27 protein-coding genes are annotated in these 22,158 nt (G+C 53.5%); 13 read left to right on the top strand and 14 right to left on the bottom strand.

All coding sequences use genetic code 11. From position 1 onward, the window contains the following. Positions 1–81: 81 nt before the first annotated feature. Complete coding sequence (gene ftsH / locus ACLJR2_RS05485) at positions 82–2,016, bottom strand: ATP-dependent zinc metalloprotease FtsH (RefSeq protein WP_001107481.1); 1,935 nt, start codon at positions 2,014–2,016, stop codon at positions 82–84. A gap of 103 nt (positions 2,017–2,119) precedes the next feature. Further along, entirely contained in the window at positions 2,120–2,746 is a 627-nt protein-coding gene (gene rlmE / locus ACLJR2_RS05480) for a 23S rRNA (uridine(2552)-2'-O)-methyltransferase RlmE (RefSeq protein ID WP_000145974.1), read from the bottom strand. 126 nt (positions 2,747–2,872) lie between these two features. Between rlmE and yhbY the strand changes: the two genes are divergently transcribed. Then, positions 2,873–3,166 carry a ribosome assembly RNA-binding protein YhbY gene (gene yhbY, locus ACLJR2_RS05475; protein ID WP_001592995.1) on the top strand — a complete coding sequence of 98 codons (294 nt, stop codon included), beginning with the start codon at positions 2,873–2,875 and terminating at the stop codon, positions 3,164–3,166. 155 nt (positions 3,167–3,321) lie between these two features. Here the strand turns inward: yhbY and greA are convergent, their stop codons facing one another. Continuing rightward, positions 3,322–3,798 carry a transcription elongation factor GreA gene (gene greA, locus ACLJR2_RS05470; RefSeq protein ID WP_001148008.1) on the bottom strand — a complete coding sequence of 159 codons (477 nt, stop codon included), beginning with the start codon at positions 3,796–3,798 and terminating at the stop codon, positions 3,322–3,324. 247 nt (positions 3,799–4,045) lie between these two features. On the opposite strand from greA, the gene dacB reads away from it, so the two are divergent. After that, positions 4,046–5,479: a serine-type D-Ala-D-Ala carboxypeptidase gene (gene dacB, locus ACLJR2_RS05465; protein WP_001212686.1), complete on the top strand. Its 1,434-nt coding sequence runs from the start codon at positions 4,046–4,048 to the stop codon at positions 5,477–5,479. Positions 5,480–5,609: 130 nt separating this feature from the next. Here the strand turns inward: dacB and cgtA are convergent, their stop codons facing one another. The 4 genes from cgtA to rplU all read right to left on the bottom strand — a co-directional run bounded on the left by cgtA (position 5,610) and on the right by rplU (position 8,481). Continuing rightward, positions 5,610–6,782, bottom strand: coding sequence for an Obg family GTPase CgtA (cgtA, locus tag ACLJR2_RS05460; protein WP_000673556.1), 1,173 nt, complete (start codon positions 6,780–6,782; stop codon positions 5,610–5,612). A gap of 15 nt (positions 6,783–6,797) precedes the next feature. After that, positions 6,798–7,763 (bottom strand): DMT family transporter, encoded by a 966-nt coding sequence (locus ACLJR2_RS05455; protein WP_000813052.1) that lies wholly within the window; start codon positions 7,761–7,763, stop codon positions 6,798–6,800. A 129-nt stretch (positions 7,764–7,892) separates the two neighbouring features. Beyond that, on the bottom strand, positions 7,893–8,150 hold the full coding sequence (rpmA, locus tag ACLJR2_RS05450) for a 50S ribosomal protein L27 (RefSeq protein ID WP_000940593.1): 258 nt from the start codon (positions 8,148–8,150) through the stop codon (positions 7,893–7,895). A 19-nt stretch (positions 8,151–8,169) separates the two neighbouring features. Next, positions 8,170–8,481: a 50S ribosomal protein L21 gene (gene rplU, locus ACLJR2_RS05445; RefSeq protein ID WP_000271396.1), complete on the bottom strand. Its 312-nt coding sequence runs from the start codon at positions 8,479–8,481 to the stop codon at positions 8,170–8,172. A gap of 257 nt (positions 8,482–8,738) precedes the next feature. Between rplU and ispB the strand changes: the two genes are divergently transcribed. Together ispB and sfsB are read left to right on the top strand one after the other, a co-directional pair. Beyond that, positions 8,739–9,710 (top strand): octaprenyl diphosphate synthase, encoded by a 972-nt coding sequence (gene ispB / locus ACLJR2_RS05440; protein ID WP_001047354.1) that lies wholly within the window; start codon positions 8,739–8,741, stop codon positions 9,708–9,710. Between the two features lie 231 nt (positions 9,711–9,941). Continuing rightward, entirely contained in the window at positions 9,942–10,229 is a 288-nt protein-coding gene (gene sfsB, locus ACLJR2_RS05435) for a DNA-binding transcriptional regulator SfsB (RefSeq protein ID WP_000444168.1), read from the top strand. A 57-nt stretch (positions 10,230–10,286) separates the two neighbouring features. Here the strand turns inward: sfsB and murA are convergent, their stop codons facing one another. The 7 genes from murA to mlaF form a co-directional block, all read right to left on the bottom strand. After that, a complete protein-coding gene (gene murA / locus ACLJR2_RS05430; RefSeq protein WP_000357288.1) occupies positions 10,287–11,546 on the bottom strand; it encodes a UDP-N-acetylglucosamine 1-carboxyvinyltransferase in 1,260 nt (419 codons plus the stop codon). 53 nt (positions 11,547–11,599) lie between these two features. Beyond that, positions 11,600–11,854: a BolA family iron metabolism protein IbaG gene (gene ibaG, locus ACLJR2_RS05425; protein WP_001518349.1), complete on the bottom strand. Its 255-nt coding sequence runs from the start codon at positions 11,852–11,854 to the stop codon at positions 11,600–11,602. A gap of 187 nt (positions 11,855–12,041) precedes the next feature. Then, a complete protein-coding gene (gene mlaB, locus ACLJR2_RS05420; protein ID WP_000188844.1) occupies positions 12,042–12,338 on the bottom strand; it encodes a lipid asymmetry maintenance protein MlaB in 297 nt (98 codons plus the stop codon). Next, the gene (mlaC, locus tag ACLJR2_RS05415; protein ID WP_000476475.1) at positions 12,338–12,973 is read right to left on the bottom strand and encodes a phospholipid-binding protein MlaC; all 636 of its coding nucleotides are present in this window, start codon (positions 12,971–12,973) and stop codon (positions 12,338–12,340) included. The genes mlaB and mlaC overlap by 1 nt, the downstream gene beginning before the upstream one ends. A gap of 18 nt (positions 12,974–12,991) precedes the next feature. Beyond that, positions 12,992–13,543, bottom strand: coding sequence for an outer membrane lipid asymmetry maintenance protein MlaD (mlaD, locus tag ACLJR2_RS05410; protein ID WP_001193591.1), 552 nt, complete (start codon positions 13,541–13,543; stop codon positions 12,992–12,994). Positions 13,544–13,547: 4 nt separating this feature from the next. Then, a complete protein-coding gene (gene mlaE, locus ACLJR2_RS05405) occupies positions 13,548–14,330 on the bottom strand; it encodes a lipid asymmetry maintenance ABC transporter permease subunit MlaE (protein ID WP_000925786.1) in 783 nt (260 codons plus the stop codon). A gap of 7 nt (positions 14,331–14,337) precedes the next feature. Further along, positions 14,338–15,150 (bottom strand): phospholipid ABC transporter ATP-binding protein MlaF, encoded by an 813-nt coding sequence (mlaF, locus tag ACLJR2_RS05400; RefSeq protein ID WP_000531566.1) that lies wholly within the window; start codon positions 15,148–15,150, stop codon positions 14,338–14,340. Between the two features lie 212 nt (positions 15,151–15,362). On the opposite strand from mlaF, the gene ACLJR2_RS05395 reads away from it, so the two are divergent. The 9 genes from ACLJR2_RS05395 (at position 15,363) to ptsN (ending at position 22,154) form a co-directional block, all read left to right on the top strand. Next, positions 15,363–16,340, top strand: a complete 978-nt coding sequence (locus tag ACLJR2_RS05395) for a calcium/sodium antiporter (RefSeq protein ID WP_000922731.1) — start codon at positions 15,363–15,365, stop codon at positions 16,338–16,340. A 13-nt stretch (positions 16,341–16,353) separates the two neighbouring features. Further along, positions 16,354–17,340: an arabinose-5-phosphate isomerase KdsD gene (kdsD, locus tag ACLJR2_RS05390; protein WP_000018617.1), complete on the top strand. Its 987-nt coding sequence runs from the start codon at positions 16,354–16,356 to the stop codon at positions 17,338–17,340. Positions 17,341–17,360: 20 nt separating this feature from the next. Further along, positions 17,361–17,927 carry a 3-deoxy-manno-octulosonate-8-phosphatase KdsC gene (gene kdsC, locus ACLJR2_RS05385; RefSeq protein ID WP_000030029.1) on the top strand — a complete coding sequence of 189 codons (567 nt, stop codon included), beginning with the start codon at positions 17,361–17,363 and terminating at the stop codon, positions 17,925–17,927. Beyond that, complete coding sequence (lptC, locus tag ACLJR2_RS05380; RefSeq protein ID WP_000047845.1) at positions 17,924–18,499, top strand: LPS export ABC transporter periplasmic protein LptC; 576 nt, start codon at positions 17,924–17,926, stop codon at positions 18,497–18,499. Before kdsC ends, lptC begins: the two co-directional genes overlap by 4 nt. Further along, positions 18,468–19,022, top strand: a complete 555-nt coding sequence (gene lptA / locus ACLJR2_RS05375) for a lipopolysaccharide ABC transporter substrate-binding protein LptA (RefSeq protein WP_000669770.1) — start codon at positions 18,468–18,470, stop codon at positions 19,020–19,022. Before lptC ends, lptA begins: the two co-directional genes overlap by 32 nt. Positions 19,023–19,028: 6 nt before the next feature. Further along, a complete protein-coding gene (lptB, locus tag ACLJR2_RS05370) occupies positions 19,029–19,754 on the top strand; it encodes an LPS export ABC transporter ATP-binding protein (protein WP_000224104.1) in 726 nt (241 codons plus the stop codon). A 47-nt stretch (positions 19,755–19,801) separates the two neighbouring features. Beyond that, complete coding sequence (gene rpoN, locus ACLJR2_RS05365) at positions 19,802–21,235, top strand: RNA polymerase factor sigma-54 (protein WP_000809020.1); 1,434 nt, start codon at positions 19,802–19,804, stop codon at positions 21,233–21,235. Between the two features lie 22 nt (positions 21,236–21,257). Continuing rightward, positions 21,258–21,545: a ribosome hibernation promoting factor gene (gene hpf, locus ACLJR2_RS05360; RefSeq protein WP_001176589.1), complete on the top strand. Its 288-nt coding sequence runs from the start codon at positions 21,258–21,260 to the stop codon at positions 21,543–21,545. A gap of 117 nt (positions 21,546–21,662) precedes the next feature. Next, complete coding sequence (gene ptsN, locus ACLJR2_RS05355) at positions 21,663–22,154, top strand: PTS IIA-like nitrogen regulatory protein PtsN (RefSeq protein WP_000609332.1); 492 nt, start codon at positions 21,663–21,665, stop codon at positions 22,152–22,154. The last annotated feature ends 4 nt before the right edge of the window (positions 22,155–22,158 follow it).

Raw genomic sequence — 22,158 nt, 5'->3', positions numbered from 1 at the left:
ATGATGAGTTAAAAAAGAAAAACCCCGGGGCAAGCCCCAGGGTTTCGGTGAGCGCTAAACATAATGTTGTACAACAAATGCTTATTTGTCGCCCAGCTGCTCTGACATCGTGTTGCCCGGGTTCGGCGTGCGTGGTTCATCAACCGGACGCGGCGCCTGAGGCGTACCATTGCTGTCAGAGTTATTGGTGCCGTTTGGATCTTCCCAGCCCGCAGGCGGACGCACTTCACGACGCGCCATCAGGTCATCAATCTGCGGCGCATCGATGGTTTCATATTTCATCAGCGCATCTTTCATCGCGTGCAGAATATCCATATTGTCAGTCAGGATCTGACGAGCGCGATTGTAGTTACGTTCAATCAGCGCTTTCACTTCCTGGTCGATGATACGCGCAGTTTCATCAGACATATGTTTCGCTTTTGCGACGCTACGGCCGAGGAACACTTCGCCCTCTTCTTCCGCGTACAGCAACGGACCAAGTTTCTCCGAGAAGCCCCACTGGGTGACCATGTTACGCGCCAGGTTAGTCGCGACTTTAATGTCGTTCGACGCGCCGGTAGAAACATGCTCAACGCCGTAGATAATCTCCTCCGCCAGACGTCCGCCGTACAGCGTGCTGATTTGGCTTTCCAGCTTCTGACGGCTGGCGCTGATCGCGTCGCCTTCAGGCAGGAAGAAGGTCACGCCCAGCGCACGACCGCGCGGGATAATCGTCACTTTGTGCACCGGATCGTGTTCCGGCACCAGGCGACCGATAATCGCGTGGCCCGCTTCGTGGTACGCGGTCGACTCTTTCTGCGCTTCCGTCATCACCATGGAGCGACGTTCGGCGCCCATCATGATTTTGTCTTTCGCTTTCTCGAACTCAACCATCGACACTACGCGTTTGTTGCCGCGTGCGGCAAACAGCGCCGCTTCGTTGACCAGGTTCGCCAGGTCCGCACCGGAGAAGCCCGGCGTACCGCGCGCAATGATCGCCGCATCAATATCCGTCGCTAACGGTACGCGACGCATATGCACCTTCAAAATCTGCTCACGACCGCGAACGTCCGGCAGACCGACCACCACCTGACGGTCAAAACGGCCTGGACGCAGCAGCGCCGGGTCCAGAACGTCCGGACGGTTAGTTGCGGCGATAACGATGATACCTTCGTTACCTTCGAAGCCGTCCATCTCAACCAGCATCTGGTTCAACGTCTGCTCACGTTCATCGTGACCGCCGCCCAGACCAGCGCCACGCTGGCGACCGACGGCGTCGATTTCATCGATGAAGATGATGCACGGTGCCGCTTTCTTGGCTTGTTCGAACATGTCACGCACACGAGACGCGCCGACACCGACGAACATTTCCACAAAGTCAGAACCGGAAATCGTAAAGAATGGCACCTTCGCTTCACCCGCAATGGCTTTTGCCAGCAGGGTTTTACCGGTACCCGGCGGGCCGACCATCAGGACGCCTTTCGGAATTTTACCGCCCAGCTTCTGGAAACGGCTCGGTTCACGCAGGTATTCAACCAGTTCCGCCACTTCTTCTTTCGCTTCGTCACAACCTGCGACGTCAGCAAACGTGGTTTTGATCTGATCTTCCGTCAGCATACGCGCCTTGCTCTTACCGAACGACATGGCGCCTTTGCCACCGCCGCCCTGCATCTGACGCATGAAGAAGATCCAGACGCCGATCAGCAACAGCATCGGGAACCAGGAAATGAAGATAGAAGCCAGCAGGCTTGGCTCTTCAGGTGGTTCGCCAACAACCTTGACGTTTTTAGTCAGCAGGTTATCAAGCAGCTTCGGATCATTAATCGGAATGTAAGTCGTGTAACGGTTACTATCTTTCTTGGTAACGTTGATCTCACGTCCGTTGATACGCGCTTCGCGAACCTGGTCCTGATTGACCTCTTGCAGGAAGGTAGAGTAATCCACCTTACGGCCATTAGACTCGCTGGGCCCAAAGCTCTGGAATACTGACATCAGCACAACGGCAATGACCAGCCAGAGTATTAGGTTTTTCGCCATGTCACTCAAGGGATTAACCTCTTATTACAACTGTGTTAAAAACAGCGTCAGGATACTCTATATCCAGTTTCTTTCAAACCTTACGTCTGAAATCTGCCGGTTATCACTTTCGCCCGGTCGCTACAATGTACACTTCACGCGAACGCGCACGCGAAGAGTCCGGCTTACGAACTTTAACCTTCGTAAACAGGGAGCGAATTTCCCTTAGATACTCATCGAAACCTTCGCCCTGGAACACCTTCACTACAAAACTTCCGCCTGGCGCCAGCACATCGCGGCACATCTCTAACGCCAGCTCCACCAGATACATGGCGCGGGGGATATCCACCGCCGGTGTTCCGCTCATGTTTGGTGCCATATCCGACATGACAACTTGTACTTTACTGTCACCCACGCGTTCCAGTAACGCTTTCATGACAAGTTCATCACGAAAATCGCCCTGAAGAAAGTCCACACCAACGATAGGATCCATAGGTAAAAGATCACAAGCGATGATGCGGCCTTTGCCGCCAATCTGCGTGACCACATACTGTGACCAGCCTCCTGGCGCAGCGCCGAGATCGACTACCGTCATTCCCGGCTTAAAAAGTTTGTCACTTTGCTGTATTTCATCAAGTTTAAACCAGGCACGGGAGCGTAGCCCCTTTTTCTGCGCCTGTTGAACATATTTATCGCTAAAGTGTTCCTGAAGCCAGCGGCTTGAGCTGGCAGAACGCTTTTTACCTGTCATTTAACTTTCCCGTCGGGGCAGTTCATCGTAGCCAATGGCGTAAATTTCTACACGCCTATTTGGCGATATAAGGGAGATGGCGGTAGAATGACCCGTTTTCAATCCCAACGTAAGCAAAAATATACGATGAATCTGAGTACTAAACAAAAACAGCACCTAAAAGGTCTGGCACATCCGCTCAAGCCTGTTGTTATGCTTGGCAATAATGGTTTGACCGAAGGGGTACTGGCCGAGATTGAACAAGCGTTAGAGCACCATGAACTTATCAAGGTGAAAATCGCCTCGGAAGATCGCGAAACAAAAACCTTGATCGTGGACGCTATCGTGCGCGAAACCGGCGCCTGTAACGTACAGGTCATCGGTAAAACGCTGGTGCTGTATCGCCCAACTAAAGAGCGTAAAATCTCGCTGCCGCGTTAAGGATATCCTAAAGTCGAACACAAAATCTGTGTAAAACGAGGGGTTTTCCACGAGCAGGAGAGCAAAATGCCACGCTCTCTCCGTTGATAAAAGGCCGCTATGCGGCCTTTTTCCTTTCTTTACAATACACCAACAATTTGCGTATTGAGTACTGCTTAAAGGTATTCCACTTTAAGCACTTCGTATTCCACATCGCCGCCAGGCGTTTTGATCACCACGACGTCATCCTGCTCTTTGCCGATCAGACCGCGAGCGATTGGCGAGTTTACCGAAATGAGATTTTGCTTAAAATCCGCCTCATCATCGCCAACAATGCGGTAGGTCTGCTCTTCGTCGGTGTCCAGGTTCAGCACCGTGACGGTAGCGCCGAAAATCACGCGACCATTGTTCGGCATTTTAGTGACATCAATCACCTGCGCATTCGACAGTTTTGCTTCGATATCTTTAATGCGCCCTTCGCAGAAACCCTGCTGTTCGCGTGCAGCATGATACTCCGCGTTTTCTTTTAAATCGCCATGTTCGCGCGCTTCGGCGATAGCGGCGATGATTTCAGGACGGCGCACAGATTTCAGAAAATCCAGCTCTTCGCGCAGTTTTTCGGCTCCGCGTAAGGTCATCGGAATAGCTTGCATTTGTTATACCTCTTGAACATTCCTGTAGGGGGCAATGAACTCTACCCCGGCTGCTAAGCCAGCCCCGGCATATGCCATACCAGGGTCAGAAGCAAAAAAACACCAACCCGGGCGCGCAGTCCCAGGTCAGCTACAATTTCCTCTTTGATAACCATTTTACCCTGGAGTTCCCTATGGGTCATCGTTTACTTTTTAGGGCGTTGCGCCGTAGTATGACGGCTTGTTTCCAGGGTGTTAGCGCGAGATTATGCGATTTTCCAGATTTATCATCGGATTGACCACCAGTATAGCGTTCAGCGTTCAGGCCGCGAATATTGACGAATACATCAAACAGCTTCCGGCCGGCGCCAACCTCGCGCTGATGGTGCAAAAGATTGGCGCGCCCGCGCCGGCTATTGATTATCATAGTCAGCAGATGGCGCTTCCCGCCAGTACCCAAAAGGTGATTACCGCGCTGGCGGCGCTGATTCAACTCGGCCCGGATTTCCGTTTTACGACCACGCTGGAGACTAAAGGCAACGTCGATAACGGCATCCTGAAAGGTGACGTAATTGCGCGCTTCGGTGGCGATCCAACGCTAAGACGTCAGGATATTCGCAATATGGTCGCGACGCTGAAAAAGTCCGGCGTCACGCAAATCGACGGCAATGTGCTTATCGACACGTCGATTTTCGCCAGCCACGATAAAGCGCCAGGCTGGCCGTGGAACGACCTGACGCAGTGTTTCAGCGCGCCTCCCGCCGCCGCCATTGTTGACCGCAACTGTTTTTCTGTGTCGCTTTATAGCGCGCAAAAACCAAACGATTTAGCCTTTATTCGCGTGGCCTCTTATTATCCGGTAACGATGTTCAGCCAGGTACGGACTCTGCCGCGCGGTTCGGCAGACGCGCAGTATTGCGAGCTGGATGTTGTGCCTGGCGATTTGAACCGTTATACGCTTACCGGCTGTTTACCACAGCGCGCCGACCCGCTGCCGCTGGCCTTTGCTATTCAGGACGGCGCCAGCTACGCGGGCGCGATCCTCAAGCAGGAACTGAAAGAGGCCGGGATAACTTACCGCGGCACGCTGCTGCGCCAGACGCAGGTTAACGAGCCCGGAACGATCGTCGCCAGTAAACAGTCGGCGCCACTGCACGATCTGCTTAAGATTATGCTGAAAAAGTCAGACAACATGATCGCCGATACTGTTTTTCGGATGATTGGTCATGTCAGGTTTAACGTGCCTGGCACCTGGCGGGCGGGATCGGATGCCGTTCGCCAGATCCTGCGCCAACAGGCGGGAATTGATATCGGCAATACCATTATTGCCGACGGTTCCGGTCTTTCCCGCCATAACCTGATCGCTCCCGCCACGATGATGCAGGTGCTGCAATATATCGCCCAACACGATAACGAGCTGAACTTTATCTCTATGCTGCCGCTGGCGGGCTATGATGGTTCATTACAATACCGCGCCGGGCTGCATCAGGCGGGCGTAGACGGTAAGGTTTCGGCGAAAACCGGATCACTGCAGGGCGTGTATAATCTGGCGGGCTTTATTACCACCGCAAGCGGGCAACGGATGGCATTTGTACAGTATTTGTCCGGCTACGCGGTTCCACCTGCCGATCAGCGTAATCGCCGAATCCCGCTGGTACGCTTCGAGAGTCGGTTGTATAAGGATATTTATCAGAATAACTGAGTGCATTATTGCCGGATGGCGGCGCTAACGCGTCTTATCCGGCCTACAACGAACATAATAAAACGGGCCGCAAATGCGGCCCGTTGGCTTTTGTAGGCCGGATAAGCGTTAGCGCCATCCGGCTACGAGATTAACGTTTGTAGATGAACTCGACGCCTTCTTCGTCGTCTTCATCCCAGTCGTCATCCCAGTCATCGTCTGCGTCTTCTTCCACTTCAGCCAACTGCTGGCGATGATAATCGTCCCACATGAACTCGACTTTTTCCGGCTGTTTTGCTTCTTCAGCCTGCGCGATCGGATTCTCGATGATAAAGGTCATCACATCCCAGCAGAGATCTTTCACCCCCAGCTGACTGGCAGCGGAAATCAGATAGTATTTCCCTTCCCAGCCCAACGCTTCGGCGATCGCTTTCGCTTTCTCTTCCGCTTCGGTTTTATCCATCAGATCGATCTTGTTGAACACTAACCAGCGCGGTTTAGCCGCCAGATCCTGGCTGTATTTTTCCAGTTCGCCAATAATGATACGGGCGTTTTCCACCGGATCGGAACCGTCGATCGGATCGATATCAATGAGGTGCAGCAGTACGCGGCAACGTTCGAGGTGCTTCAGGAAGCGAATCCCCAGGCCCGCGCCTTCCGCCGCGCCTTCGATCAACCCCGGAATGTCGGCCACCACAAAACTCTTTTCGCTGTCCATACGTACCACGCCCAGGCTCGGCACCAGCGTGGTAAACGGATAGTCCGCGACTTTCGGTTTTGCTGCCGATACCGCGCGAATGAACGTTGATTTACCGGCGTTTGGCATCCCCAGCATCCCGACATCCGCCAGCAGCATCAGTTCCAGCAGCAGGTCGCGCTTATCGCCCGGCGTACCATTGGTTTTCTGGCGCGGCGTACGGTTAACCGAGGATTTAAAACGGGTATTGCCTAACCCATGCCAGCCGCCCTTCGCGACCAACAGACGCTGACCGTGTTTGGTCATGTCGCCCATCGTTTCACCGGTTCCCTGGTCGATAACGCGCGTACCGACCGGCACTTTGATGGTCACGTCTTTACCGCGTTTACCGGTACAGTCGCGGCTCGCGCCATTCTGACCACGTTCAGCGCGGAACGATTTTTCAAAGCGGTAATCGATCAGCGTATTCAGGTTTTCATCGGCTTCCATCCAGACGTCGCCGCCGTCGCCGCCATCACCGCCGTCCGGGCCGCCTTTCGGGATATATTTTTCGCGGCGGAAGCTCACACAGCCATTACCGCCATCGCCTGCAACGACCAGAATCGATGCTTCATCAACAAACTTCATTTTATTCTCCGTAAATCATTCGCCTGAGCGGGGTTGCGAAACCACCGTTTCATGCTTGCGTAAACCGCCCCAAATACGATGACCAATGGCGGAATACATCGCGCCCGCAACCACGACAAACGCACCGAGATAACCTAAAAGGTTTAACATCGGTCTGGCGAAGAAATCGGGCCAGGCCATAGATAAAAGATCTGAAAACAGCAGGGTAAATAGCGGTGTAAGCGTGATTATCGCGCTCACCTGCGCCGCCTGCCAACGCGCCATCGCTTCCGCCAGGGCGCCATATCCTACCAGCGTATTTAGCCCGCAGAAAATCAAACAGGCGAGCTGCCAGTCGCTCAGTTGCGCTATCACCATCGGTTTTGCCAGCGGCAAGAGCGCTATCGTACATAAAGTGTACAGTAAAAACAGGATCTGCTGCGAGGCCAGACGTCGCAATAATACTTTTTGCGCCACGCCATAGCTCACCCACACCATCGCCGCACCTACGCCAAAAATAACGCCCCAGGTGTAGTCGGTCAGTCGGGTAAAAATCTCGATCAGACTGGTGTTAAAAAACATCACCAGCCCGCTCAATAACATCAGCGCGCCAATCACCTGCGTACCGCGCATCTTTTCTTTCAGAATAAAGACGCTGGCGACCATCATGCCAACCGGCGAGAGCTGGCCGATAACCTGCGACGCGGTTGGGCTTAAATATTGCAGGGAAGAACTGAACAAAATGAAATTACCGAACAGTCCGCAGGTCGCTATCGCCAATAACACCAACCAGCGCGGCTTACGAAAAATACGCAGCGGCGGCAGCTTTCTTTTTACTGCCAGTATCGCCCCGAGGCCAATACTGGCCATTAAGAAGCGGTAGAAGACAATGGTTGAAGGCTCCATCACCTCCAGCACTTGCTTCATTGCTATTGGCAACGCTCCCCAGCACATCGCGGTAGTGAGCGCTAAAAGAATGCCAATGCCTGCCTGCTGCTTCATGCCGTGTTCCCTGCAAAGACCCGTTAACGGCATTCGCACAGCCACACGGGTATATTTTAGTCGGCCATCGAATGTAAAAAGCCCCGCAACAGGTGCGGGGCTTTCATCCGTTACCGGACCACAAAAAACTTACTCAGCAACGATGCTGATGTATTTACGGTTTTTCGGGCCTTTAACTTCGAATTTCACTTTACCGTCTGCTTTAGCAAACAGAGTGTGGTCACGACCGCAACCAACGTTGGTGCCAGCGTGGAATTTAGTACCACGTTGACGAACGATGATGCTGCCTGCCAGAACTGCTTCACCGCCAAAGCGTTTTACGCCCAGACGTTTAGCTTCAGAATCGCGACCGTTACGAGTCGAGCCGCCAGCCTTTTTATGTGCCATTTAATCTGCTCCCCTAATCTTAAGCGCTGATGCCGGTAATTTTCACATCAGTGAACCACTGACGATGGCCCTGCTGCTTACGGTAGTGTTTACGGCGACGAAACTTAACGATTTTAACTTTCTCGCCACGACCGTGGGCAACAACTTCAGCTTTGATTACGCCGCCATCAACGAAAGGAACGCCGATTTTGACTTCTTCACCGTTTGCGATCATCAGAACTTCAGCGAACTCGATAGTTTCGCCAGTTGCGATGTCCAGCTTTTCCAGGCGAACGGTCTGACCTTCGCTTACTCGGTGTTGTTTACCACCACTTTGGAAAACCGCGTACATAAAAAACTCCGCTTCCGCGCACACCTTTCAATGATTCAGAGCGCGCTATAAATATTCACAATAGGGCGCGAATATTACGCAAATTGCACGGCTTTGACAAGTGCTACCATCAATACATGAAGAAAAAAAACACAACGCATACGGTAACGTTTATCTGCGGCGTTTTTTCAGTACAATCAGGGTATATTTCTAACCATAAACCCTACGTTACCTCATTCAGACATGGGATAATCGGGGCGATAAGCCCGGCTTTTGCGATGAATTTAGAAAAAATCAACGAGTTAACCGCGCAAGATATGGCGGGTGTCAATGCGACAATCCTTGAACAGCTTAATTCCGACGTTCAACTGATTAATCAGCTAGGATATTACATTATTAGCGGCGGCGGAAAACGCATTCGTCCGATGATTGCCGTTCTTGCCGCGCGCGCGGTGGGTTATCAGGGTAACGCGCACGTGACTATCGCCGCTCTGATCGAGTTTATCCACACGGCGACGCTGCTACATGATGATGTGGTGGATGAATCCGATATGCGTCGCGGCAAAGCGACGGCAAATGCCGCTTTCGGTAATGCCGCCAGCGTGTTGGTCGGCGACTTTATCTATACCCGCGCCTTCCAGATGATGACCAGCCTCGGCTCGTTAAAAGTGCTGGAAGTGATGTCGGAAGCGGTCAACGTGATTGCAGAAGGCGAAGTGCTGCAATTGATGAACGTGAATGACCCGGACATTACCGAAGAAAATTACATGCGGGTGATTTACAGTAAAACGGCCCGTCTGTTCGAAGCTGCCGCCCAGTGCTCCGGTATTCTCGCCGGTTGTACGCCTGAGCAAGAGAAAGGGTTGCAGGACTATGGCCGCTACCTTGGTACGGCTTTCCAGCTCATTGACGATCTGCTGGATTACAGTGCCGACGGCGAGCATCTCGGTAAAAATGTGGGTGATGACCTCAATGAGGGCAAACCTACCTTACCGTTGCTTCACGCCATGCGCCACGGTACGCCAGAACAGTCAGCGATGATCCGTACCGCTATTGAACAAGGTAATGGCCGTCATCTTCTGGAACCGGTTCTGGAAGCGATGACCACCTGCGGCTCGCTGGAATGGACGCGTCAGCGCGCGGAAGAAGAAGCCGACAAAGCGATATCCGCGTTGCAGATATTGCCGGATACTCCATGGCGTGAGGCGCTAATCGGTCTCGCACACATCGCGGTACAGCGCGATCGTTAATGCCGTTCTCTTATCCCGCGTACTGCGCGGGATATCCCATTAAGTTCTAATAAACTCCAGATACCCTATCGCCTGTTTTTCACATACTCATCCAGGATTTCCCCTGGCATATTCTGAATATTGCCGCCACTTACATGAACTTTTTAGAACATTCCTTCACGAAGCGTTATAGTATCGAACGTCGTCGGGTTGTTAAAACCGTAAGTGATTAACCTAAGGAGTGATGGATGTATGGAAAGCAAGCTTATTGACTGGCATCCGGCCGATATCATTGCCGGACTACGTAAAAAAGGGACTTCAATGGCCGCTGAGTCACGCCGGAATGGATTGAGTTCATCCACGCTGGCCAATGCATTAACGCGCCCGTGGCCGAAAGGAGAGTTGATTATCGCGAAAGCATTGGGAACGGAACCCTGGGTTATTTGGCCATCGCGTTATCACGATCCGCGCACGCATGAGTTTATCGACAGAACGCGGCTTATGAGAGCGCGTAATAAAAACAAACAGAATGTAGAGTAAGTGCCTGTAAAACAACCCCCGCATCGCGTTCGCGGGGGTTATTCAGCGTACAGAAGGTTATTCGCCTTTCACGCGTTCAATATTCGCGCCTAGCGCGCGCAGTTTGTCTTCGATGCGCTCATAACCGCGATCGATGTGATAAATGCGATCCACAATCGTCGTGCCTTCCGCAATACAGCCCGCCAGCACCAGGCTCGCAGATGCCCGCAGATCTGTCGCCATGACCTGGGCGCCAGAGAGCGTTTCTACACCATGGCATATGACGGTATTGCTTTCAATTTCCGCACGCGCGCCCATGCGGCTGAGTTCAGGCACGTGCATAAAACGGTTTTCAAAGACGGTTTCAGTGATAAAGCCCGTCCCTTCCGCCACCAGGTTCAGCAACGTGAACTGCGCCTGCATATCGGTCGGGAATGCCGGGTGCGGCGCGGTACGGACATTGACCGCCTTCGGCCGTTTGCCGTGCATGTCCAGACTAATCCAGTCCTCGCCCACTTCGATATCCGCGCCAGCATCGCGCAGTTTCGCCAGTACCGCGTCCAGAGTGTCCGGTTGCGCGTTACGGCAGAGGATTTTGCCGCGAGAGATCGCTGCCGCCACCAGGAAAGTCCCCGTTTCGATACGATCCGGCAGCACACGATAAACGCCGCCGCCCAGACGCTCTACGCCCTCGATCGTAATACGATCGGTGCCCTGCCCGGCGATCTTCGCCCCCAGCGTAACCAGGAAGTTAGCGGTGTCGACAATTTCCGGCTCGCGCGCGGCGTTTTCAATGATGGTCGTCCCTTCCGCCAGCGTAGCGGCGCACATAATGGTGACGGTCGCGCCGACGCTGACCTTATCCATCACGATATGCGCCCCTTTAAGACGTCCTTCGACGGAGGCCTTTACGTAGCCCTCTTCCAGCTTGATGGTCGCACCCAGTTGTTCCAGACCGGTAATATGCAGATCAACCGGACGCGCGCCGATAGTACAGCCCCCCGGCAGAGAGACTTGTCCCTGACCAAAACGGGCAACCAGCGGCCCCAGCGCCCATATCGAGGCGCGCATGGTCTTAACCAGATCATAAGGCGCGCAGAACACGTTCACCTGGCTGGCGTCAATGTGTACCGATCCATTGCGTTCCACTTTCGCGCCTAATTGGCTCAGGAGCTTCATCGACGTATCCACGTCTTTCAGTTTTGGAACGTTTTGGATCTCTACCGGTTCTTCTGCCAGCAGAGCGGCGAACAGGATCGGCAGCGCGGCGTTTTTGGCGCCGGAAATTGTGACTTCGCCCTGGAGCGTCGTTGGCCCCTGTACACGAAATTTATCCATTATTGTATTCTCAGTTAAGCATTCATCTCCGCTACCGGCAGGTTACCCGTAGCTTAAAATCCGTTAAGTTTACGATCGCGCGCCCATTCCGCCGGGGTATACGCTTTGATCGATACGGCATGGATACGGTTGTCCGCAATGTACTCCATTAGCGGCCCATAGACCGTTTGCTGTTTCTTGACCCGGCTCATGCCGTCAAACATCTCGCCCACGGCAATAACCTGAAAGTGACTGCCATCGCCGGAGACGTGGACTTCCTGGAGGGAGAGGGCATTCATCAGCACACTCTGAATTTCATGATTTTCCATGGGTTCTTTATTCGTCAAATAGTGAAAACAGCCCAACATCTTAGAGCAAAGTCGCGCCGTCTTAAATAAGCAAAAGATTACGCTGATAAATCAGCGCGGTAAAAGTGCCGGATGGTGCTGCTAACGCAACTTATCCGGCCTACGGGGATCATGCGAAGTGTAGGCCGGATAAACCATCCGGCATTCATTACATACGGGGAAGTACGTCTTCGGGCAAGTTATATAATTGCGCCAGCGCGTAAACCTTGTCGTTAACGCCAGACAGCGACACGGCATTGCCCTGCTTTTTTGCCTGGTTCACAAGGTGCGCCAGCAGCGCCAGTCCCCCCGTATCCACCCTGGAGATCTGGCTCAGGTCGATACGGGTAACGCCAGTCATCGCTTCTACGCGCGCGTCCCATAGCGGCGCCAACACGTCCTGATCCAGCTCTCCCGCCAGCACCAGAGTGTCCGCCTCACGCGTCCAGGTGAGTTGCGGCGTCATTACTGTTTCTCGTCCAAAGTAATTTTCTGTTGAGAGATAGATTTCAGTTGTGCGGTCAGGCCGTCGATGCCTTTAGTACGCAGCAGATCGCTCCACTCATTTTGCTTGGTGGTGATCATGCTGACGCCTTCCGCAATCATGTCATACGCCTGCCAGTTGCCGGTCTGAGTGTTTTTGCGCCACTGGAAATCCAGGCGTACCGGCGGACGACCGTTGGGATCGATAATCGTTACACGGATAGGCACAATGGTCGCATCGCCCAGCGGTTGCTCAGGCGCTATCTGGTAAGTCTGACCGTGGTACATCGCCAGCGCCTGACCGTATGCCTGTTTCAGGTATTCGCGAAACGCTGCAAAATAGGCTTCACGCTGCGCCGGGGTCGCCTCTTTGTAGTAGCGGCCCAACACCAGCGCGCCGGCATATTTTACCTGCACGTACGGCAGAAGTTCCTGATCAACAACGTCTCGCAGGTAATCCGGATTGGCACGAATTTTCGGCTGTTCGTTTTTCAGGCGATCAAAAGTTTTCTGCGCCGCCTCGTTCATCAGTTTATAAGGATTGCTCTGATCCGCTGCCGTTGCTGCGCTTAATGGCGCAATGACCAGCAGGGCCACCATCATCAGTCGTTTAAACATGCCTCAATTCTCCTGAGATTATTTCGTTTCGCCCGCGGGCGTTGTGGCTTCAGTATGGCCTTCCGTTGCGGCTGGCGCATCGCCAGAATTCTTATTGTCGTCGCCTTTGCTGTTATAAAGGAACTGGCCAATCATATCTTCCAGCACCATTGCAGACTTGGTGTCCTGAATCGTACTCCCATCTTTGAGGATAGACGTTCCCAGCTCAGGATCTTCAAAACCGACGTTTAATGCCAGATATTGCTCCCCCAGCAGCCCGGAAGTACGAATACTCAACGAGCTGGTATCGGGAATATGGTTATAACGCTCTTCGATGTCGAGCGTTACGCGCGGCAGGTATGTTTTCGGATCAAGCGAGATATCTTCAACCCGCCCGACAACCACCCCGCCGATGCGTACCGGGGAACGCACTTTCAGACCGCCGATGTTATCGAAGGTCGCATAAACCTTATAGGTCGGCTCCGTGCGCATAGAGGTCACATTTGCCGCCTTCAGGCAAACAAACAGCGCCGCCAGCAACGCTACCAGCAAAAAAACGCCTACCCAAATTTCATTTTTTTTCGTTTGCATGAACTCAATTCCCAAACATCAGTGCGGTCAGCACAAAATCCAGCCCCAGAACGGCCAACGATGCGTGAACCACGGTACGCGTCGTTGCCCGGCTAATCCCGGCAGAAGTCGGTATTGCGTCATAACCGTTGAATAACGCAATCCATGTTACCGTAATGGCGAACACCACGCTCTTTATCAGACAGTTCACCAGGTCCATACGCCAGTCGACGGCATTCTGCATCGCGGACCAGAAGAACCCAGCGTCGATTCCTTTCCAGCTTACGCCGACCAGCGAGCCGCCCCAGATACCGACCGCCACAAAGATAATGGTCAGTAGCGGCAACGAAATCACGCCCGCCCAAAAGCGCGGCGAAATCACCCGGCGCAATGGATCGACCGCCATCATCTCCATACTGGAGAGCTGCTCCGTCGCCCGCATCAGGCCGATTTCCGCCGTCAACGCCGACCCGGCCCGCCCGGCAAACAGCAACGCCGCGACCACCGGCCCCAGCTCGCGCAGCAGCGAAAGCGCCACTAACATGCCAAGACTGGTCTCCGCGCTGTAAGTGGTCAGAACCAGATAGCCTTGCAGCCCCAGCACCATACCGATGAATACGCCGGAGACAATAATGATAAGCATCGACAAGACGCCCACATTATAAAGCTGGCGCACCAGCAGCGGCGCATGTTTGCGAAACTCCGGCTTACCAATAATCGCATTGAATAACATTAACCCGGCGCGCCCGAACGTCCTGACGGTTTTGATCCCGCTGTGTCCGAGTGCTGCCAGCGCATTTAACAGCATGAGTGGCTTAACTCCCTGTTTCGAGTAAATCAAGGTGATAGTCGCCCGCCGGATAGCGGAACGGAACCGGCCCGTCGGCAATGCCGTCAAGGAACTGACGCACGCGCGGGTCCGTATTCTCCTGCAACGCCTGAGCGCTACCGTGAGCGACGATTTTTTTGTCCGCCATGATCCAGGCGTGATCCGCAATACTGAGCACCTCTGGCACATCATGCGAGACCACCACGCAGGTCACGCCCAGCGCGCTGTTCAATTCTGAAATCAGCTTCACCAGAACGCCCATGGTAATCGGGTCCTGGCCGACAAACGGCTCATCGAACATGATGAGATCCGGTTCCAGAGCGATGGCGCGCGCCAACGCGGCGCGGCGCGCCATCCCACCGGAGAGCTCGGAAGGCATCAGTTTTGCCGCGCCGCGCAGCCCGACAGCTTCCAGTTTCATCATCACGACGCTTTTTAGCAGCGGCGCGGGTAAATTGGTGTGCTCCCGTAGCGGATAGGCCACATTGTCAAACACGTTCATGTCGGTAAACAGCGCTCCCGACTGAAACAGCATACTCATACGTTTACGGACGGTGTAGAGCCGCGAACGGGACATGGCCGGCACATTCTCGCCATCAAATAAGATCTCGCCCTTATCCGGCGGGATCTGTCCGCCAATCAGGCGCAACAGCGTGGTTTTACCGATGCCCGACGGCCCCATGATCGCCGTGATCTTCCCGCGCGGCACCGTCAGGGAAATATTATCGAAAATGCAGCGTTCGCCACGGGAAAAGCTGACGTCGCGCATATCGACTAAATTGGCCGCAGACTGACCCATTGATTCATCCTTCGTATTGCCTTGTTGAGGTAACCATGGCGCTGAATTTAACCATGGGTTCGACATAATTACAGAATATTAACTGACAGGGTTAGCGAAAGCTGGCATTCGTTTTACTTTTTAGCCGCATAAAGTCAAAATTAGGACTTCGTTACGGCTTCCAGATATCCCTTCCAGGGGACCGGCGAGTATACCTGAAGAAAGGACTTTAGATGCTTTTAGCGATGGCGCTACTCATAATTGGTTTGCTTCTGGTGGCCTACGGCGCCGATCGTCTGGTGTTTGCGGCCTCTATTTTATGCCGTACATTCGGTATTCCCCCGCTGATCATCGGGATGACGGTCGTGAGTATCGGCACCTCGCTGCCGGAAATTATTGTGTCGGCCGCCGCATCGCTACACGGTCAGCTCGATTTGGCCGTCGGTGCGGCGCTCGGTTCTAACATCACCAATATTTTGCTGATCTTAGGGCTGGCGGCGCTGGTTCGTCCATTTACCGTGCATTCCGATGTTCTACGTCGCGAATTGCCATTAATGTTATTTGTTAGCGTGATAGCCGGTTCCGTACTGCATGACGGACAGTTAAGTCGCAGTGATGGTATCTTTCTCCTGCTTCTGGCTGTGCTATGGCTGTTATTCATTGTTAAAATCGCGCGTCTGGCCGAACGCCAGGGGAATGACAGCCTCACCCGCGAACAACTGGCGGAGCTACCGCGCGAAGGAGGGCTCCCCGTCGCGTTCTTATGGCTGGGCATTGCGCTGGTCATCATGCCGATGGCGACGCGCATGGTAATCGATAACGCTACGGTGCTGGCGAACTATTTCGCCATGAGTGAATTAACGCTCGGTCTGACAGTCATCGCCGTCGGCACCAGTCTGCCAGAGCTGGCGACGGCGATTGCCGGCGTGCGAAAAGGCGAAAATGATATTGCCGTTGGTAATCTCATTGGCGCCAATATTTTTAATCTCGCCATCGTGCTGGGACTGCCTGCGCTGATCGCGCCGGGGGAGATCAACCCGCTGGCATTTGGGCGTGATTATAGCGTGATGTTGCTGGTTAGCGTGGTTTTCGCTTTACTTTGCTGGCGGCATCCGCGTCAGATTGGTCGGGGCGCAGGTATACTGCTGACCGGCGGGTTTATCGTATGGCTGGCGATGCTCTATTGGCTATCGCCACTTCTTGTTGGATAACTGGAAACGGATTATGTCGCATTTAGCGTTGCAACCGGGGTTTGACTTTCAGCAGGCAGGCAAAGAGGTCCTGGAAATTGAACGTGAAGGCCTGGCGGAGCTTGATCAATATATCAACCAGCATTTCACGCTGGCCTGTGAAAAAATGTTCAACTGTACCGGAAAAGTGGTGGTCATGGGGATGGGAAAATCCGGCCATATCGGACGGAAAATGGCCGCCACGTTCGCCAGTACCGGCACCTCTTCCTTTTTTGTACATCCAGGCGAAGCCGCGCACGGCGATTTGGGGATGGTTACGCCGCAGGATGTGGTTATCGCTATCTCCAACTCCGGCGAATCCAGCGAGATCGCGGCGCTAATACCGGTGCTTAAACGGCTGCACGTACCGTTAATTTGCATTACCGGGCGACCGGAAAGCAGCATGGCGCGTGCGGCAGATGTGCATCTGTGTGTTAAAGTGCCCAAAGAAGCGTGTCCGTTAGGCCTGGCGCCTACCAGTAGTACCACCGCAACGCTGGTGATGGGCGACGCGCTCGCCGTGGCATTGTTAAAAGCGCGCGGCTTTACCGCCGAGGATTTCGCTCTGTCGCATCCTGGCGGCGCGCTGGGACGTAAGCTACTGCTGCGCGTAAGCGATATTATGCATACTGGCGATGAGATCCCGCATGTTAATAAACATGCCACCCTGCGTGATGCGCTGTTAGAAATTACGCGTAAAAATCTCGGTATGACCGTCATTTGCGATGAATCCATGAAGATCGACGGTATCTTCACCGACGGCGATTTACGTCGCGTGTTCGATATGGGCGGCGATATGCGCCAGTTGGGGATCGCCGAGGTGATGACGCCAGGGGGCATTCGCGTGCGTCCCGGTATTCTCGCTGTCGATGCGCTGAATTTAATGCAGTCCCGCCATATCACCTCCGTACTGGTTGCTGATGGCGACCAGTTACTCGGTGTGTTACATATGCATGATCTCCTGCGTGCAGGCGTCGTGTAGAAACTCAAGGATAATTAACGATGAGTAAAGCAGGTGCGTCGCTTGCGACCTGTTATGGCCCCGTCAGCACCCATGTCATGACCAAAGCGGAGAATATCCGCCTGCTCATCCTGGACGTGGATGGCGTATTGTCTGACGGCCTGATTTATATGGGCAATAACGGCGAAGAGCTGAAGGCTTTCAACGTTCGTGACGGCTATGGTATTCGCTGTGCTTTGACCTCCAATATCGAGGTTGCCATTATTACCGGACGAAAGGCTAAACTTGTAGAAGATCGCTGCGCCACGCTGGGGATTGTCCATCTTTATCAGGGACAGTCGAATAAGCTGATCGCCTTTAGCGATCTGCTGGAAAAACTGGCCATTGCGCCGGAAAATGTTGCCTATGTCGGCGATGATCTGATTGACTGGCCAGTGATGGAAAAAGTGGGGTTAAGCGTTGCCGTTGCGGATGCGCATCCGCTGCTGATCCCCCGCGCTGACTATGTGACGCACATTGCCGGCGGGCGCGGCGCGGTACGTGAGGTGTGCGATTTGCTGCTGCTGGCGCAGGGCAAGCTGGATGAGGCCAAAGGGCAATCGATATGAGTAAAACCAGACGTTGGGTTATCATTCTACTGTCGCTGGCCATTCTGGTACTGATTGGTATCAATCTGGCGGATAAAGACGATCCTGCTGCCGTGATGGTCAACAGCAACGATCCCACGTATAAAAGCGAGCATACGGATACCGTCGTGTACAGTCCGGAAGGCGCGTTGAGCTATCGTCTGATCGCGCAGCACGTTGAATATTTTTCCGATCAGGCGGTCTCATGGTTTACGCAACCGGTATTAACCACCTTTGATAAGGATAAAGTGCCGACATGGTCGATCAAGGCCGATAAAGCCAAATTGACTAACGATCGGATGCTCTATCTGTATGGCCATGTTGAAGTCAACGCCCTGGTGCCTGACGCTCAATTACGCAGAATTACCACCGATAACGCGCAGATTAATCTGGTGACGCAGGATGTTACCTCGAACGATCTGGTGACGTTATACGGCACAACATTTAACTCCAGCGGACTGAAAATGCGCGGTAACTTACGCAGCAAGAACGCCGAGCTGATTGAAAAGGTTAGAACCTCTTATGAAATTCAAAACAAACAAACTCAGCCTTAATCTTATGCTTGCCGGCTCGCTGCTGGCCGCCAGCATTCCGGCCTTCGCCGTCACGGGCGATACCGAACAGCCTATTCATATTGACTCGGATCAACAGTCGCTGGATATGCAAGGCAACGTCGTGACCTTTACGGGCAACGTGGTAATGACCCAGGGCACGATTAAGATCAACGCCGATAAAGTCGTGGTTACCCGCCCTGGCGGCGAACAGGGGAAAGAGGTGATCGACGGTTACGGCAATCCGGCCACCTTCTACCAGATGCAGGACAACGGTAAGCCGGTGAAAGGCCACGCTTCCCATATGCATTACGAGCTGGCGAAAGATTTTGTGGTGCTGACCGGCAACGCTTATCTGGAGCAGCTTGACAGCAACATTACCGGCGACAAAATCACCTACCTGGTGAAAGAGCAGAAAATGCAGGCCTTCAGCGAGAAAGGCAAACGCGTCACCACCGTTCTGGTGCCGTCGCAGTTGCAAGACAAAAACAAAGGCCAGACTCCGGCGCAAAAGAAGAGTAACTAATTCGTTATGGCAACATTAACTGCAAAGAATCTGGCGAAGGCCTATAAAGGCCGTCGCGTAGTGGAAGATGTCAGTCTGACCGTTAACTCCGGGGAGATTGTCGGGCTGCTCGGTCCAAACGGCGCGGGTAAAACCACCACCTTTTATATGGTCGTCGGTATCGTGCCGCGTGACGCGGGCAATATCATCATCGATGATGAAGATATCAGTCTGCTGCCGCTGCACGCGCGCGCGCGCCGCGGTATCGGCTATTTGCCGCAGGAAGCCTCTATTTTCCGCCGTCTCAGCGTATTTGATAACCTGATGGCGGTACTGCAAATTCGTGACGATTTGACCGCAGAACAGCGAGAAGACCGCGCCAACGAGCTGATGGAAGAGTTTCATATCGAGCATCTGCGCGACAGCATGGGACAGGCGCTGTCCGGTGGTGAACGCCGTCGTGTCGAAATAGCCCGCGCGTTGGCCGCTAATCCCAAATTTATCCTGCTGGATGAACCCTTTGCCGGCGTCGACCCGATTTCCGTTATCGACATCAAACGCATTATCGAGCATCTGCGCGATAGCGGGCTCGGCGTGCTGATCACCGACCATAACGTCCGTGAGACGCTGGCAGTCTGTGAACGTGCCTATATCGTGAGCCAGGGCCACCTTATTGCCCACGGTACGCCGACAGAAATCCTGCAAGACGAACACGTTAAGCGTGTATATCTTGGGGAAGACTTCAGACTCTGATAGGGTAGAGGGCTATGCTGCTCTAGCGGGAGAAAACGACTCTGAATATGAAGCAAGGTTTGCAACTCAGGCTTAGCCAACAACTGGCGATGACGCCTCAGCTACAACAGGCCATCCGTCTGTTGCAGTTGTCTACGCTGGAACTTCAGCAGGAACTCCAGCAAGCGCTGGAAAATAACCCGCTGCTTGAGCAAACCGATCTTCATGACGAAATCGACACTCAGCAACCTCAGGATAACGATCCTCTCGATACCGCCGACGCGCTCGAACAAAAAGAGATGCCGGAAGAGCTGCCGCTTGACGCCAGTTGGGATGAAATTTACACCGCCGGGACGCCGTCCGGCCCCAGCGGCGATTATATCGACGATGAGCTGCCCGTCTATCAGGGCGAAACGACGCAGTCGTTGCAGGATTATCTGATGTGGCAGGTTGAGCTAACGCCCTTCTCGGACACCGATCGCGCTATTGCGACATCCATTGTCGACGCGGTAGATGATACCGGCTATCTCACCGTATCCCTGGACGAAATTCGCGAAAGCATGGGCGATGTAGAGGTGGATCTCGATGAGGTCGAAGCCGTCCTGAAGCGTATTCAGCGTTTTGATCCGGTAGGCGTCGCGGCAAAAGATCTTCGCGACTGTCTGCTGATCCAGCTTTCACAATTCGACAAATCCACGCCGTGGCTGGAAGAGGCGCGGCTTATTATCTGCGATCACCTTGATCTGCTGGCCAACCACGATTTCCGCACGTTGATGCGCGTTACCCGACTAAAAGAAGAGGTGCTGAAAGAGGCGGTAAACCTGATTCAGTCACTCGATCCCAGACCCGGTCAATCGATCCAGACCGGCGAGCCGGAGTACGTTATCCCGGATGTGCTGGTACGCAAGCATAACGGTCGCTGGACGGTGGAGCTTAATAGCGACAGTATTCCCCGTTTACAGATTAACCAGCACTATGCCGCCATGTGCAATAGCGCGCGCAACGATGCCGACAGCCAGTTCATCCGCAGTAATTTACAGGATGCGAAATGGCTGATAAAAAGCCTTGAAAGCCGTAACGACACGCTGCTGCGCGTCAGTCGCTGCATCGTCGAGCAACAGCAAGCCTTTTTTGAACAGGGCGAAGAATATATGAAACCGATGGTACTGGCGGATATCGCCCAGGCCGTCGAGATGCACGAATCCACCATATCCCGCGTGACCACGCAGAAGTATTTGCACAGCCCGCGCGGTATTTTTGAACTCAAATATTTCTTTTCCAGCCACGTCAATACCGAAGGCGGAGGCGAAGCCTCTTCCACCGCGATTCGCGCGCTGGTGAAGAAGTTAATTGCGGCGGAAAACCCCGCGAAACCACTGAGCGACAGCAAGTTAACCTCTCTGCTGTCAGAACAGGGTATCATGGTGGCGCGCCGCACTGTTGCGAAGTACCGAGAGTCTTTATCCATTCCGCCGTCAAACCAACGCAAACAGCTGGTTTGACCCAACCGATAAGGAAGACACTATGCAGCTCAATATCACCGGACATAATGTCGAAATTACTGAAGCCCTGCGTGAATTTGTGACGACAAAATTCGCCAAACTTGAACAGTATTTTGAGCGGATTAATCAGGTATACGTGGTGTTGAAAGTGGAGAAGGTCACGCACATCTCGGATGCGACGCTACACGTTAACGGCGGCGAAATTCACGCCAGCGCGGAAGGCCAGGATATGTATGCCGCCATTGACGGCTTGATTGATAAACTGGCAAGGCAGTTAACCAGGCATAAAGATAAACTGAAACAACACTAATTGTCCGGGCAGTTAGCCAGTGCAGGACGGCCTGTTGTGTGACACAACGGGCCATTTGTACAGTTAGCGCTCCGAACCTGGCCATCAACCTGACAGGACAGGTTCTTAGGTGAAATTATGATAAATAACGATACGACTCTACAACTGAGCAGTGTACTTAACCAGGAGTGTACGCGTAGCGGCGTTCATTGTCAGAGTAAGAAACGCGCGCTGGAAATCATCAGCGAACTGGCGGCAAAACAGCTCAGTTTACCTCCTCAGGTCGTGTTTGAAGCCATTCTGACACGCGAAAAAATGGGCAGTACCGGTATTGGTAATGGTATCGCCATCCCGCACGGGAAACTGGAAGAAGATACCTTACGCGCCGTCGGCGTGTTCGTTCAGCTCGAAACGCCGATCGCGTTCGACGCCATCGATAACCAGCCGGTCGATCTCCTCTTCGCCCTGCTGGTGCCCGCCGATCAAACTAAAACGCATCTGCACACGCTGTCGCTGGTGGCGAAACGTCTGGCGGATAAAACGATCTGCCGCCGCCTGCGCGCGGCGCTGAATGATGAAGAGCTGTATCAAATCATTACTGACACCGAAGGTGAGCAGAATGAGGCATAACAAC

The sequence above is a fragment of the Salmonella sp. SAL03688 genome (genome assembly GCF_046551895.1).
GTDB classification, from domain to species: domain Bacteria; phylum Pseudomonadota; class Gammaproteobacteria; order Enterobacterales; family Enterobacteriaceae; genus Salmonella; species Salmonella enterica.
This window is presented reverse-complemented; position numbering and strand designations above follow the sequence as displayed.

What these genes read in the sequence shown, in the direction of transcription:
- ftsH (WP_001107481.1), bottom strand. Translation starts at nt 2,016, where the DNA reads ATGGCGAAAAACCTAATACTCTGGCTGGTCATTGCCGTTGTGCTGATG.
- rlmE (WP_000145974.1), bottom strand. Translation starts at nt 2,746, where the DNA reads ATGACAGGTAAAAAGCGTTCTGCCAGCTCAAGCCGCTGGCTTCAGGAA.
- yhbY (WP_001592995.1), top strand. Translation starts at nt 2,873, where the DNA reads ATGAATCTGAGTACTAAACAAAAACAGCACCTAAAAGGTCTGGCACAT.
- greA (WP_001148008.1), bottom strand. Translation starts at nt 3,798, where the DNA reads ATGCAAGCTATTCCGATGACCTTACGCGGAGCCGAAAAACTGCGCGAA.
- dacB (WP_001212686.1), top strand. Translation starts at nt 4,046, where the DNA reads ATGCGATTTTCCAGATTTATCATCGGATTGACCACCAGTATAGCGTTC.
- cgtA (WP_000673556.1), bottom strand. Translation starts at nt 6,782, where the DNA reads ATGAAGTTTGTTGATGAAGCATCGATTCTGGTCGTTGCAGGCGATGGC.
- ACLJR2_RS05455 (WP_000813052.1), bottom strand. Translation starts at nt 7,763, where the DNA reads ATGAAGCAGCAGGCAGGCATTGGCATTCTTTTAGCGCTCACTACCGCG.
- rpmA (WP_000940593.1), bottom strand. Translation starts at nt 8,150, where the DNA reads ATGGCACATAAAAAGGCTGGCGGCTCGACTCGTAACGGTCGCGATTCT.
- rplU (WP_000271396.1), bottom strand. Translation starts at nt 8,481, where the DNA reads ATGTACGCGGTTTTCCAAAGTGGTGGTAAACAACACCGAGTAAGCGAA.
- ispB (WP_001047354.1), top strand. Translation starts at nt 8,739, where the DNA reads ATGAATTTAGAAAAAATCAACGAGTTAACCGCGCAAGATATGGCGGGT.
- sfsB (WP_000444168.1), top strand. Translation starts at nt 9,942, where the DNA reads ATGGAAAGCAAGCTTATTGACTGGCATCCGGCCGATATCATTGCCGGA.
- murA (WP_000357288.1), bottom strand. Translation starts at nt 11,546, where the DNA reads ATGGATAAATTTCGTGTACAGGGGCCAACGACGCTCCAGGGCGAAGTC.
- ibaG (WP_001518349.1), bottom strand. Translation starts at nt 11,854, where the DNA reads ATGGAAAATCATGAAATTCAGAGTGTGCTGATGAATGCCCTCTCCCTC.
- mlaB (WP_000188844.1), bottom strand. Translation starts at nt 12,338, where the DNA reads ATGACGCCGCAACTCACCTGGACGCGTGAGGCGGACACTCTGGTGCTG.
- mlaC (WP_000476475.1), bottom strand. Translation starts at nt 12,973, where the DNA reads ATGTTTAAACGACTGATGATGGTGGCCCTGCTGGTCATTGCGCCATTA.
- mlaD (WP_001193591.1), bottom strand. Translation starts at nt 13,543, where the DNA reads ATGCAAACGAAAAAAAATGAAATTTGGGTAGGCGTTTTTTTGCTGGTA.
- mlaE (WP_000925786.1), bottom strand. Translation starts at nt 14,330, where the DNA reads ATGCTGTTAAATGCGCTGGCAGCACTCGGACACAGCGGGATCAAAACC.
- mlaF (WP_000531566.1), bottom strand. Translation starts at nt 15,150, where the DNA reads ATGGGTCAGTCTGCGGCCAATTTAGTCGATATGCGCGACGTCAGCTTT.
- ACLJR2_RS05395 (WP_000922731.1), top strand. Translation starts at nt 15,363, where the DNA reads ATGCTTTTAGCGATGGCGCTACTCATAATTGGTTTGCTTCTGGTGGCC.
- kdsD (WP_000018617.1), top strand. Translation starts at nt 16,354, where the DNA reads ATGTCGCATTTAGCGTTGCAACCGGGGTTTGACTTTCAGCAGGCAGGC.
- kdsC (WP_000030029.1), top strand. Translation starts at nt 17,361, where the DNA reads ATGAGTAAAGCAGGTGCGTCGCTTGCGACCTGTTATGGCCCCGTCAGC.
- lptC (WP_000047845.1), top strand. Translation starts at nt 17,924, where the DNA reads ATGAGTAAAACCAGACGTTGGGTTATCATTCTACTGTCGCTGGCCATT.
- lptA (WP_000669770.1), top strand. Translation starts at nt 18,468, where the DNA reads ATGAAATTCAAAACAAACAAACTCAGCCTTAATCTTATGCTTGCCGGC.
- lptB (WP_000224104.1), top strand. Translation starts at nt 19,029, where the DNA reads ATGGCAACATTAACTGCAAAGAATCTGGCGAAGGCCTATAAAGGCCGT.
- rpoN (WP_000809020.1), top strand. Translation starts at nt 19,802, where the DNA reads ATGAAGCAAGGTTTGCAACTCAGGCTTAGCCAACAACTGGCGATGACG.
- hpf (WP_001176589.1), top strand. Translation starts at nt 21,258, where the DNA reads ATGCAGCTCAATATCACCGGACATAATGTCGAAATTACTGAAGCCCTG.
- ptsN (WP_000609332.1), top strand. Translation starts at nt 21,663, where the DNA reads ATGATAAATAACGATACGACTCTACAACTGAGCAGTGTACTTAACCAG.